This window comes from Marinobacter sp. 1_MG-2023 (assembly GCF_030549045.1).
Lineage (GTDB): Bacteria > Pseudomonadota > Gammaproteobacteria > Pseudomonadales > Oleiphilaceae > Marinobacter.
Window position 1 is genome coordinate 294,775 of record NZ_JAUOST010000002.1, and the last position, 13,412, is coordinate 308,186.

Sequence of the window (13,412 nt, forward strand, 5' to 3'; positions counted from 1 at the left end):
GGGCTCCAACGCAATACTCAGTTTGTCTGAATCATGTCATGAAGTTTTTTCCAACGGTCCGTCACTGTGGGGCTGATGCAGTGTGCTTTGTGCCAAATCAAGCAGCTCCCTGAGAGCCACGGAGAACATCGCGTATTCCGGCTCCCTTACACTTTTGAGTTCGAGCAGCATAGTTTTCCAGCGCTCGACCATGTGCTCGTGACGCTGCAGCCAACCCTCGACGCAAGCAGGCACATCTTCTGGCTTAGCTGCAAGATTGAGCACGCCACTGGTCAGGGCACGCTGTTGCCAGTCCAGATCCTCACGGAAGCTCTCCCGTGCCAGTGCCTGCCAATGCGATGCGGGCATGAGTTTGGCAATCGCGGAAGCAAACCAGTTCAGATCAAGACGGTCACCCAGCTCATAATACAAATTCGCCACGGTTTTCAGCGGCATGCCCGAGGCTTCTTGCGCCTCAATAATACCCAGTGACGAATACAGATATCCTGTACCGGACACGACGGACGCCAGTTCCGCCGGTAACCCGACGCCGACCAGCGCCTCGTTGCGTTTCTCCCAGTCACTGCGGGCCTGGTCACCCAGGTACTCCGGCAGGCCTGAGGTGATCGCCCAGACGCTATCAGCAAAGCGCTCCATATGGCTCTGGATGCTCAGCTCTGCCCGACGATTACGTAGCAACCAGCGCACAGAGCGGCGCATAAGGCGCATAAGGTCTCGCATCAGGTCCATCTGTAGTTGAGCCGGAATGTGGAAGTCGAGATCTTCAATCTTGTCCCACCAGTTATCAATCCGGAAGACGTCCCGCGTGATCAGCCATGCCAGCGCAATAGATGCGGCATCTGCCCCAGTGGACTGGTTCAGTCGCTCCACAAAGGTAATGCCCATATGGTTAACCATATCGTTGGCGACCTGCATGGCAATAATTTCCCTACGCAACTGGTGGTCACCGAGCTCTTTCGAGAATTTCTTGGTCAGTTCCCGCGGGAACACTTTGTACATTTCACGGGCAAGCAGCGGATCATCCGGCAGGCTACTGTCGATCAAAGCCTGTTTCAGGTCCCCTTTGACATAGGAAATCAGAACCGACAACTCGGGCCGAGTCAGCCCTTTCTTGCTCAGCTTACGCTCGGACAGGGTTTCATCATCGGGCAGGAATTCCAGCGACCTGTTAAGTTTCCCTTCACTCTCAAAGGTATTCATCAGCCGGCGATATTCCTCGAGGCGAGTTGCGACATCCTCGTTAGCAATACTGATGGCCTGGGTTTGACGGTAATTGTTCTTGAGCACCAGCGCCGCCACATCGTCTGTCATCTCTTCCAGCATGACATTCCGCTGCTTGGACGTAAGGTCCCCCATGGCAACGGCGCGATTGAGCAGGATCTTCATATTGACTTCGTGGTCCGAGCAATCAACACCGCCAGAGTTGTCAATAAAGTCTGTATTCAGCCGCCCGCCCTTCAGGGCGAAATCAATGCGGCCCAACTGGGTCATACCCAGATTACCGCCCTCACCTACGATCTTGCAGCGCAGCTCTCCACCGTTGATACGCAGACCATCATTCGCCTTGTCTCCCACATCACTGTGGGATTCGCTGCTGCCTTTGATGTATGTACCGATGCCGCCAATCCAGAGCAGGTCAACCTGAGCTTTGAGGATGTGGGAGATCAGCATGTTCGGAGGTACACGATCAGAATTGATACCCAACAGCTTCTTGATTTCCGGGCTCACCGGAATGGATTTCGTGTTACGGCTGAATACGCCACCGCCTTTGGATATCAACTTGGTGTCGTAATCAGTCCAGGCTGAGCGAGGCTTTTCGAACAGGCGCTTGCGCTCTTTATAACTCCTGGCTGCATCCGGTGACGGGTCCACAAAGATGTGAATATGGTTAAATGCGGCCACCAGGCGGGTTTTTTCGGAGCTTAACAGGCCATTGCCGAATACGTCCCCTGCCATATCGCCAATACCTATGGCAGTGAATTCGTCTTCAGCCGGGTTAACACCCAGCTCACGGAAGTGGCGCTCAACAGAAACCCAGGCGCCGCGGGCGGTAATGCCCATCTTTTTATGGTCATAGCCATTGCTGCCACCAGAGGCAAAGGCGTCGCCCATCCAGAAATTATATTCTGCGGCAAGACCATTAGCGATATCAGAGAAGGTAGCCGTTCCTTTATCCGCAGCAACAACCAGGTAATGATCATCCGAATCGTGACGAACCACGCGTTCAGGGGGCTGGATACCCGCATCCACCAGGTTGTCGGTAATGTCGAGCAACCCCCGGATGAACGTCTTGTAGGCAGCAATACCTTCCGCCTGAAACGCTTCGCGATCCGAGGAGTCCGGAAGGCGCTTGGCCACAAAGCCACCTTTGGCGCCCACCGGAACGATCACAGCGTTCTTGACCTGCTGGGCCTTCACCAGGCCCAGAACTTCGGTGCGATAATCCTCAAAGCGATCTGACCAACGCAAACCGCCCCGTGCGACCTTGCCACCCCGCAAGTGAACGCCCTCAACCCTGGGCGAATACACGAATATCTCGTATACAGGTAACGGTAGCGGCATATCCGGAATTCCGGAAGGATCGAACTTCACACTGATATAAGGCTTGGGGCCGCCTACTTCATCATACTGGTAGAAGTTAGTGCGCAGCGTAGCCTGCATCAGCTCCAGATAGAGGCGAAGCACACGGTCTTCACTGAGGTTTTCTACCTCCTCCAGTCCCGCATTGAATTCAATTTCCAGTTTCTGCTGGGCCGCCTGGCTTTTGCCCGCACTCTGATATCGATCCGGGTTGAAACGTACCTCGAAGTACTCCAGCAAAATCCGGGTAAGTTCAACATGGTTCACCAGTGTATTGGAGATGAACGTCTGGCTGTTTGAAAAACGGATCTGGCGCATATAGCGGGCATAGGTGCGCAGCAATGCAATTTCCCGCCAGCTCATGTATGAGGAAACCAGCATGCGGTTGAAAGCGTCATTTTCCGCTTCGCCGTACCACACTCGATGGAACAGCTCCTCAAAAATAGGCCTTATCTGGTGGATATCCACCACTTTGCCGCTGTGAGCGTAGAGGGTGAAGTCGTGTATCCACACGGTTTTATTGTTGCGATCGGTTACTTCAAACGGATGTTCTCCCAAAACACGGAAACCGAGATTGTCGAAGATAGGCATCACATCGGAGAGCGGCAACTGCCCATCGGGGTAGAACAGCTTGAAATGCAGAGTGCTTTCGTCTTCTTCCAGCGCCCGGTAGAAGCTCATCATCAGGTCTTGGCGAGTCGAAGCCGCCGAAATATGTTCAAGATCTATAGCCGCCCGGCGCGCGGAGAACATCTCGGTGTAGCTCGCGGGAAAACCGGCGGCCCAAAGGCGATAGAGCTCATTACCTTGCTCCTCACCGTAGGTCTCGCTCAGGGAATCCGAAAGACCGTCGCGCCAAGACTGAGCCATCTCGATCACTTTTTCCCGTATTTCTGCAATTGGCAGCTTGCGGTTTTCGACCTGGGGAACACGGATAGTGAACTGGACCCGGGCCAGCACAGACTCCGAGAAGTGCGTAACAAACTCGATGTCTTCAGCTTCCAGCCTGTCCATGAGTACTTTTTCCACCTTCAGGCGAAGCTCGGTGTTATAGATATCCCTCGGGAAAAAGGCGAGACAGGTAACGAACTGGCCGTATACATCTTCGCGCATGAACAACTCGATACGGCGTCGCTCCTGTATGTACAGGATATTTTTTGCTACATCCAGCAACTCATCCTCGGCGATCTGAAACAGCTCGTCGCGAGGATAAAGTGTAAGAATCTGTTCCAGTTCCTTACCTGCGTAGTCCGCGCGCAGAAAGCCGGAGCGTTTCATGACATTCTGGAACTTGCGCTTGAGCAGTGGAATTTCGTCAGGGCGCTCATTGTAGGCACGAGCCGTGTATAGGCCCAGAAAGCGGCGTTCACCAACCACCTCGCCCTTCTTGTTGAACTTCTTGACGGCGATGTAATCCGGGTAGGCAGGGCGGTGAACCCGCGAGCGCTGGGAGGACTTGGCGAAAATAAAGACATCATCGGCCCGTGTCATCTCCTGGCGCGTTCGCTGGGGCAGCTCATTGAGACGAACCCGGTCTGGCCGCTCGTTGTTTACGCGCAGAATGCCCAGCTCGGAATTTTCCACACGGCGAACCACCATGCCTGACTTGTCGCTGGCAAAGTCATACTCATCGTAGCCAAGAAAGGTGAAGTGATCCCGCATGAGCCAGCTCAGAAAGGCCTGCGCCTCTTCCTTTTGCTCGCTGTTGATGCCGGCAGTCGTATTATCCAGTTCTTTAATGGCCTGGCTGACCTTGTCGGTGACAACCGGGAAGTCCGAAACCGCGATTCTCACCTCGTGCAGAACGGTTTGCAGCGTCTGCTCCAGGTCTTTCAGGTCCTCCGGGCTGCTATGTCTGTCGATTTCAAGAACGATGAAAGCTTCATAAGCAGAGGCAGAATCGCTTTTTTTAGTCGCCAGCAATTTTTTGAGCTTGCCGGTATTGTCACGCTCTACCTGAAGTATGGAGTGCTGTATCGAGTGTGTTCCGATTTCGCGTTGGTTAACCGCAATACGCAGAGAATCAATCAGAAACGGTATATTCGGGTGCAGAATAAACACCACGGTATGAGTGGATTGCCACCCATCACTCTCCAGGTCCGGATTGAATACCGCGACAGGACTTTCCTCGGCGCTGCGTTTCTGCAGAAATTGCCAGGCTGCCAATGCTGCGCCGTAGGTATCGGAGAGCCGCCGCCTCATGAGCTCATCCAGTGGAATATGGGCGTAATGTTGTTTTACAAACTCGCTGATTTTCTTGGCTTCGGCCTTGGCGATTTTCCTGGAAAATTCTTCAGCCAAAAGCTCAAAAAACTGATCTTTGCTGGCCACTGTCAGCGCATTCATGGGCGACCTCAAATAGTGTGAAATAAACGTAATCGGGATATCGTGAGATAAGCATAGTCAAACCCTTGATTTTTGCCGGTCAGACACCAAAACTGCGGCAACTACTTACGCACGAGAGCAATCACTTCCAATGTCTTTACAGCATACGTTTGGCGAGTTACGAACACATTTAGCTAAAAGGATCATCGGGCAGGAGAAACTGGTTGACCGTCTTCTCATCACATTACTTGCCGATGGACACCTTCTGGTAGAGGGTGCACCGGGCCTGGCCAAAACCACAGCTATTAAGGCTCTGGCAGATCACCTGACCGGTGACTTTCATCGCATCCAGTTCACCCCGGATCTGCTGCCATCAGATGTCACGGGCAGTGAAATTTACCGCGCGGAAACCGGGCTGTTCGAGTTCCAGCGCGGGCCGATTTTCCATAACCTGGTCCTGGCAGATGAAATCAACCGGGCACCGGCCAAAGTGCAATCAGCTTTGCTGGAGGCCATGGGTGAGCGCCAGGTCAGCGTAGGCATGCGCACCTTCCCGCTTGAACAGCCTTTTATGGTAATGGCAACCCAAAACCCCATTGAGCAGGAGGGCACTTACCCCCTGCCCGAAGCCCAGCTTGACCGTTTTCTGATGCATGTGGTGATTGGTTATCCCTCCGCACAGGCCGAACAGGCTATTCTTCATCTGGCCAGAAACGACTATCGACAGGGCCAGCCTGCCGCTGATGTTCGCTTGACTGCCGATCAGGTATTTGACGCCCGGACAGAAGTAGCGGACATCTTCATGGCCGAACCCGTTGAGCAGTACCTGTTGGCTCTGGTACTGGCAACAAGGGATCCGGGCGCACTCGACCCGGAACTGGCACGCTGGACAGCCTTTGGTGCCAGCCCGCGTGGCACCATTGCTCTTGATCGCTGTGCCCGAGCGATGGCCTGGCTTGAAGGCAGGGACTATGTAACCCCCGATGACGTGCGAGCGGTGTCCTTCGATGTACTCCGACACCGCATTCTGCTTACCTTTGAAGCCGAGGCAGAAGGCGTGACAGCCGACACCGTGATAGAGCGCCTGATTGCCCGTGTGCCAGTGAGCGCCTGAGGCTGGCTATGATCGCAACCGACAGTGATGCAATAACCAGCATCGGCCTGCAGGCACTCATTCGCCTGCAGGCCGATGCCAGGGCTTTGAAACTGCCATCGGCTCGTCCGGCACGAGCCCGGCAGGCAGGCCTTCAACAATCATCGCAACGCGGGCGTGGGATGGCGTTTGCTGAAGTGCGGCTTTACCAGCCCGGGGATGATATACGCAGCATCGACTGGCGTGTAACGGCCCGGCGCCAGGCACCCCACACAAAGCTCTACGAAGAAGAACGGGAGCGCCCGGTATTGCTATTGTGCGATCTTGGCCCCACCCTTTTCTTTGCCAGCACCGGCGCGTTCAAGCAGGTACGCAGCGCCCAACTTGCCGCTATTCTTGCCTGGCTCGCACTTTCAGCAGGCGACCAGGTAGGCGGCATTGTTTTTAACGGCAACGCCTTAACCGTGCAACGCCCGGCTCGACGCAAAAAATCCGTACTGCGGCTGCTGGATACGCTTGCCAGCCAGCAACACACATCCTTGGATGGCTCAGCGCCAGACATCACACTTGATAACGCCCTTGCCGAAGCCCGCAGAGTTGCTCATACCGGCAGCCGGATTTTTGTCATCAGCGACTTCCTTGGTATCTCGGAGAACACCACTTCCCTCCTTGGTGCGCTTGCTCGCCATAACAGCGTAAGTGCACTGCGGGTAGTCGATCCGCTGGAGCAGGAGTTGCCGCAAAGTGGCCGTTTTGCCATTGCAGGAAGCGAAGGCCCGGTCTGGTTTGATGCCTCCAACAAAGGTTTTCAACGCGCCTGGCAGGAAAAGATCACCCGCCATGAAACTGCACTGGCAGAGTGCTTCCGCTTGTCTGGCGTGCGAGCAACCGATGTTTCAACCCGTGAGGCACCCGCTATAAGTCTTCAATCCATACTTGGACCGGGAGGACGGATTGGATGATGCCGGATGATCCCCTGAGCCAACTCCGGGATATTCACCTGCCACATACGGGAGGCTTCTGGCCGCCGGCTTTGGGCTGGTGGGCTCTGGCTTTTGCACTTCTTATCGCACTCGCGGCCCTGGCGTGGCTGGTGCGCCGCCACCGGCGCCGGAACCGCTGGCTGAAACTGGCGAGGGCCGAGCTGGCCGAGCTTGAGCGCACAGCGGCAAAAGAATCACGGTGGTTTACTCAACTAAACACCTTACTCAAACGAGTCGCAAGGGAGCGCTATCCGGAACAGCATCCTGAAGCCCTGTCCGGAGAACAGTGGGCTGCCTATCTGTTACGCCACCTCCCCGAGGGCCAGATTTCACATCAGCCCATTGTCGAAGCGCTGGTCTACAGCCCCTGGCATCCAGTGCCTCTGGCAGAGCCTCATCAGGCTCTCGCCTTCGCCCGAACCTGGCTGGAGGCTCAAAAATGCTGAGTCTTGAATACCCCTGGCTCCTGCTGCTGATTCTGGTACCAATACTTCTGCAATGGCGAAAACCGGCCGCCCATACGGTAGATGCTCCGGTCCTCCCTGTTGGCCACTGGCTCTCGGACCTGCCGGGTGTAACCCGCCAGGGCAACGCTGTGCCTCGCTGGCAAACTCTCGTACTGCTACTTGTGTGGTCTTTACTCGTGCTGGCACTGGCAAGACCACAACATGTCGGCGAGCAGGTGCAAATGCCCATAACCGGACGCGACCTGATGTTGGTTGTGGACATTTCACCCAGCATGGAAGAACAGGATATGGTTCTTCAGGGCCGCAGCATTAACCGCCTGCAGGCCGTCAAAAAGGTACTGAACGAATTCATTGCCCGTCGGGAAGGCGATCGGCTTGGCCTGATACTATTCGGAACAGAGCCCTACGTTCAGGCGCCTCTTACATTTGATCTCGCAACACTCGAAACGCTTCTACAAGAGTCAGGCATTGGTATGGCCGGTCGTGCAACCGCCATTGGAGATGCCGTGGGTCTGGCCACCAAGCGTTTGAGAGACAGGCCCCAGGAGCAACGGGTTGTTGTGTTGCTCACGGATGGCGCCAACACCGCTGGAGAGATCTCGCCTGACAAAGCCACTGAGATAGCCGCTGCCACCAGCATTCGCCTCTACACCATTGGTATTGGCGCTGACTCAATGATCCAGCGAGGGCTTCTGGGCTCACGCAGGGTAAACCCTTCCAGAGATCTCGACGAAGGCCTGCTGACCCGAATGGCACAGCAAACAGGTGGTGAATATTTTCGCGCCCGCAGCCTGCCAGAGTTGGAGCTGATTTACGAAACCATCAACCAGCTGGAGCCCATCGAGTTGGAGGGCAAATCCTATCGCCCGGTTAGCGATCTGTTTTTCTGGCCAGCGGGCCTTGCTGCGTTGCTGTGGTTAAGCCTCTTCCTTTTCCGTCGCATCGCCGGCCGGCTGACTGGCGCCCGTCAGCCGACAGACGGGAGTGTAAACAATGGCTGACTTCCATTTCCTTCGGCCACTCTGGCTGCTGCTATTGCTGGTTGCACCATTGCTTTATATGGTTTTGAAAAAGAAAAACTCCGGCGACAGCGGCTGGTCCGGCCGTATCCCCGAGCAATTTTTATCTCCGGTGATCCGGCGTTACGGCGGCGCTTCAAAAAATCATGGTTCCGCCCTTGTACCTGCAATCAGCGCAGTCGTTATCCTGGCAGTTGCGCTCGCAGGGCCCGCCTGGCGTGAAGCCCCCACACCCCTGAAAAAGCCGGGGGACAGTCTGGTGATAGCGCTCGACCTCTCTCTGTCCATGCTGGCCACAGATATAGAACCCGACCGACTTACCCGTGCAAAGCGCAAGATCCGCGATATTCTGGAAATCCGTGACGGCAGCCTCACCGGACTAGTGGTCTATTCGGGGGATGCAAATGTGGTAGCGCCTCTGACCGATGACAGTAATACTCTTACTGGCATGCTCAATGTGCTCGACCCGATTATTATGCCGGCTCAGGGCAATCGTGCCGACCTGGCTGTTGTCAGAGCCCGGGACCTTCTGGATCAGGGCGCTCCCGGCAAAGGCCGTATTCTGCTGATTACCGATGGCGTGTCCGAACGCTACCTGGCACCCATCAGTAACACTCTGGCTGGCACAGGGTTCACCCTGAGCACGCTGGCGGTCGGCACTCGGGACGGCGGCCCTATTCCCCTTGCACGACGCGGCTTTATCCGCGACAAGAATAAGATCGTCATAACTCGAACTGACTTCGAGACGCTGGCGAAGCTTGCGCGCAACAACAATGGCACAAGCCATGAAATGACTCTGGATGATAGCGATATAGCGGCACTGAGCCTCAGCCCCGAAGAATCAGACGAATGGCAGGACACAAACTCCGAGCTCACGATCGACCGTTGGAAAGACGACGGTTACTGGTTGTTATGGCTGGCACTGCCTTTATTACTGCTCGGATGGCGCCGAAGCGCGTTTACTGCGGTGGCCCTGGTACTCCTGCCAGCGATACCACAACCCGCAACAGCCATGGATTGGGGCGGCCTCTGGCAACGGGAGGATCAGAGGGCGGCGGAACTGATCTCAAAGGACCCGGCTACAGCCGCGAACATGCTTGAATTACCCGAATGGCAAGGTTCTGCGCTTTACAGAGCTGAACGCTACGATGAAGCAGCGGATGCTTTCTCCAGAGCGAACACCCCCCTCGCCCACTACAATCGTGGCAACGCTCTCGCCCGGGCCGGCAAACTGGAGGAAGCCCTCGAAGCCTATGACAGCGCTATCGATAGCAACCCGGAAATGGAAGACGCTCGCGTAAACCGACAGCTTGTGGAGGATCTCCTCGACCAGCAGAAACAGAACTCTGATCAGAATCAGAGCAGCAGCGATCAAAACTCTTCCGATTCCGACAACGATCAAGGCCAGCAGCAGGAACCCAATTCTGATTCATCCAGCAACAATCAGAACCAGAACCAGGATCAGAGCCAACCTCAGAATTCTGGCGAAGAATCTGAGCAGCCCCCAAGTGATGATCAGACACAGGAGCACAGCGGCGAGCAGGAAGAATCTGGCGAGCAAGAGCCTGCCTCCGCAGAAGAAAGTAACGGGGAGAGCAATGACGCAGATGCCGGCAATGCAGAAGCACAGGCACCGCCACCCCTATCCGAAACGCCTCTGACCCAGAGCCAGGAGCAATCGCTGCGACGAGTGCCAGACAACCCGGGCGGCCTTCTACAGCGGAAATTTCTGCAGCAATATCAGGAACGCCAGACACCATCTGATGAGGGCGATACACCATGGTAAAACGGTTCATCATGCCGACAATCTGGCTGCTAATGTTGATGATGCCTGGATTAACGGCACATGCGAGTGAACTCACCGTCGAACCAGACCGGACCCGACTCTACGAAGGCGAAGTCCTGACACTGACGGTAAAAGGCACCACAGAAATTGATATCAACCTGAGCAACCTTTTCGATTTTGACATCTCGAGCCTACCCTCACCAGATATTGAAAAGGTGTCTTCAGATTTTGAAATACTTGGCCGCAATCAGCAGTACAGCATTCGCACGATAAACGGCGACATGGTCGGAGAAATAACCTGGACGTACCAGCTTTCACCCAGATCAACCGGAGAGATCGTCATCCCGGCGCTTAGCTTCAAGGATTCCATATCCCGCCCGGTAACCATAGAAGTGGTCGACGGCAACCCTCCAGAGCAGGCGAACGCCAATCGGGACGTCTTCATTGAACTTTCGGCAGACAAGGCGGAAGTATACGTTCAGGAACAACTGATACTGACGGTGAGGCTGTTCTTCCGGGGCAACCTTATCCGTGGCGAGCTATCAGACCCCCAGCACCCTAATGCAATCATAGAAAGCCTGGGCAAGCAGCGCGAGCTTTCCAGTGATCGTAATGGTGTCAGGTACAGGGTGGTAGAAAGACGCTATGCGCTATTCCCACAAAAACCCGGATCTCTGAACCTGCCCGCTATTCGTTTTGAAGGTCAGACCAGAGATCCTGATGGCTCACTCAGGTTTTTACGAGACAGTGCAGAACTGTTTGAGATTCCTGTTAAAGATGTACCGGCAGATTTCAGCGGCTCCACCTGGCTGCCAGCTACCAGCCTTAGCCTCGCAGAAGCAGGCATGCCGCCAACGCTGAACCTTAAAACCGGAGACAACCTCACGCGGACACTCAGCCTGCAAGCAAACGGCCTACCTTCGGAAGCCCTGCCTCCCTTGCCGGACTCTGTGCCGGATGGGCTGCGCAGCTATCCCGAGGAACCTCAGCGCAACACCAGCGTCGGCCCCGATGGTATTACCTCTACCCTCACGCAGACACGAGCCCTGGTTCCAGTGCAAGCTGGCAAACTCGTACTGCCGGCGATACGTGTTCCCTGGTGGGATACAGAATCCAACAGCGAAAAGGTCGCCGTAATCCCAGCCCAAACCCTGAATGTAACGACTGCAGATGGCGCAGCTATACCATCTGTCTCCTCTACCGATAGCCAGAACACAGCAACGGAAATCGACAGAGAACTAGAGGCTACCGACATGAGCGCTGGGCCTGAAAACAGCAGGTTCTGGCAATGGGCAAGCATCGTACTCGCCGTAATCTGGGTTCTGACCCTGCTGGCCTGGTGGCGAACTCGCAGAATCCCACCCCGGGCACCGGACAACACTGGCTCTGCAGGTGCCGAGACCGAAGACGCTGTATTTGAACAATTACTCGATGCTGCACAGGAAGGCCGCGCGTCAACACCTGGGCTACTAGTACGCTGGGCAAACTTACGTTGGCCAGGCCATAATTTGCGCTCGGCAAAGGACATTTTTGCCGTTTGCCCAGCCGCAGACCTTGCGCAGGAGCTCGACCGGTTGCAGGCGCACCTGTTCAGCCGGAATCACTCAGGCGGCGAGAGAAGCAATAAAACGTGGGATGGTAGCGCCATGACAGACGCACTCAAAAAAGCCAGGAAGAAAGCGGGCAATACACCTTCAGAAGCAGGTTTGCCGCCACTCTACCCCGGCAACCTCTCGGTATAAGGGCAGGCCTGGCGGCAACTCGAAGTGCTTTAAAACTCTATGGGCTTTTACTCGCCAGCTTAGTTAATCAACTGCTGATCAATCACTAGAGCTACTGGCGAATCCGAAACCGCAGAAACGGCAACAGGCGAGTCCGTACTGCCCTGCCAATCGCCAGGCTGTGCGTTGATGTCGCCGGAGCGGGTCAGGCGAGCGGTAACAACGACCTCTTCTACGCCCGATATAACCGATTGTGGCGCCATCGCATGACGGTCATCCAGGCGTATCTCTACAGGCAATGCGCCCGCCGTTAATCTCACAACGGCCAAAGGCGGTCCGCTTTGGGTATTGGCAGCGCGGGCAAAGAGAAACAGCGTGGTATCTTCCGGGATATCCTGCTTGAATGCTTCATCGAGCGTTACCCGTACGGTTACGCCTACGCTTTCCTGTGCTGCGTCATCGGATTGTGGGAGTGCGGAACTTTCAGCCGGTGCCTGTTCACCCAGGCGCGCGTAAGCCTCCCTGATACCACCCTGAATCGAAGCCAGCTGCGGATGGTCGGGAGCCACTGTCTGGATACGCTCCCAATAACCGATCGCCTCACGATAGTTACCTTGGCTGAATGAATGGATTCCCAAAAGCCCAAGCGAGTTAACTTCGTCCGGGTTCAGCGCCCTCGCCTCATCAATCGCAGACGTTACCGCATCGGTCATGGCACCCTGGCTGCGGAAAAACTGTGCCTGAGCCGCAAGACCCAGAGCTACAGCCCGGGAGCCGTCGTCAGAGCGAACACTGTCAGCCAGTTGCCGGAATGCCCAGGCCGCATCTTCATGTCGTTCGAGACGCATGTAGGTCTGGCCCAGCATGGCCCAGCCGTCGGGGTTATCAGGGCTGGCTTCAAGCCGCGCGCGCAGTTGCTGTGTAAGTTCATTCATCTGCGCAACGCGGGCATCATCCGTGTTGCCCAGTTCCTGCATGGCAATGAAAGATTCAACCCTTTCCATTGCGCCCCACTCGTCATAGAGCAGAACCGTGGCCGCAGGAATAAGGAGGATGGAAACCAGGGCAACGCCAATGGCAGCCTTTCGGCCAGGTACGGTTTTGGCCGGGGCTTCATTTTCCGGAACATCGTCCAACATGGCACCGGCAAGTTCGTCGCGAAGTTGCCCGTAAGTTTCCTGATCAATAATGCCTGACTGATGTTCCTTCTCCAGCTCTGCCATCCGGCTGCGATACGCCATCAGGTTCTGGTTTCTGACATCCGTTTGCTGCCGGGCGTCCCGGCGATGGAACATAACGGGGTAGAGTACAAACGCCAGGGCAAAAATGATCAGTACCGTTGCGGCAATCCAGAAAGTTTCAGTCATGGAGATATCGTCACACGTTCAAAAATGAATAAAGCGGCGGGTGTTGTTACCAGGTCAGAAGGCTGCTCTGC

The 13,412-nt window shown here is 55.5% G+C and carries 8 protein-coding genes; 6 read left to right on the forward strand and 2 right to left on the reverse strand.

The genetic code is table 11. The features are described from left to right. Positions 1-36: 36 nt before the first annotated feature. Positions 37-4,926, reverse strand: a complete 4,890-nt coding sequence (locus Q4606_RS07510; RefSeq protein ID WP_303593509.1) for an NAD-glutamate dehydrogenase — start codon at positions 4,924-4,926, stop codon at positions 37-39. Between the two features lie 130 nt (positions 4,927-5,056). Between Q4606_RS07510 and Q4606_RS07515 the strand changes: the two genes are divergently transcribed. Genes Q4606_RS07515 through Q4606_RS07540 form a run of 6 tightly spaced genes read left to right on the forward strand, consistent with a single transcriptional unit; the run spans position 5,057 to position 11,995 of the window. After that, a complete protein-coding gene (locus Q4606_RS07515) occupies positions 5,057-6,019 on the forward strand; it encodes a MoxR family ATPase (protein WP_303607147.1) in 963 nt (320 codons plus the stop codon). Positions 6,020-6,027: 8 nt separating this feature from the next. Continuing rightward, complete coding sequence (locus tag Q4606_RS07520) at positions 6,028-6,960, forward strand: DUF58 domain-containing protein (RefSeq protein WP_303607148.1); 933 nt, start codon at positions 6,028-6,030, stop codon at positions 6,958-6,960. After that, entirely contained in the window at positions 6,957-7,427 is a 471-nt protein-coding gene (locus Q4606_RS07525) for a DUF4381 domain-containing protein (protein WP_303607149.1), read from the forward strand. The genes Q4606_RS07520 and Q4606_RS07525 overlap by 4 nt, the downstream gene beginning before the upstream one ends. Next, the gene (locus Q4606_RS07530; protein WP_303607150.1) at positions 7,421-8,449 is read left to right on the forward strand and encodes a VWA domain-containing protein; all 1,029 of its coding nucleotides are present in this window, start codon (positions 7,421-7,423) and stop codon (positions 8,447-8,449) included. Before Q4606_RS07525 ends, Q4606_RS07530 begins: the two co-directional genes overlap by 7 nt. Next, positions 8,442-10,253, forward strand: a complete 1,812-nt coding sequence (locus Q4606_RS07535) for a VWA domain-containing protein (protein WP_303607151.1) — start codon at positions 8,442-8,444, stop codon at positions 10,251-10,253. Before Q4606_RS07530 ends, Q4606_RS07535 begins: the two co-directional genes overlap by 8 nt. Continuing rightward, positions 10,247-11,995 carry a BatD family protein gene (locus Q4606_RS07540; protein WP_303607152.1) on the forward strand — a complete coding sequence of 583 codons (1,749 nt, stop codon included), beginning with the start codon at positions 10,247-10,249 and terminating at the stop codon, positions 11,993-11,995. The genes Q4606_RS07535 and Q4606_RS07540 overlap by 7 nt, the downstream gene beginning before the upstream one ends. Positions 11,996-12,054: 59 nt before the next feature. Here the strand turns inward: Q4606_RS07540 and ccmI are convergent, their stop codons facing one another. After that, complete coding sequence (gene ccmI, locus Q4606_RS07545) at positions 12,055-13,341, reverse strand: c-type cytochrome biogenesis protein CcmI (protein WP_303593521.1); 1,287 nt, start codon at positions 13,339-13,341, stop codon at positions 12,055-12,057. Positions 13,342-13,412 lie beyond the last annotated feature (71 nt).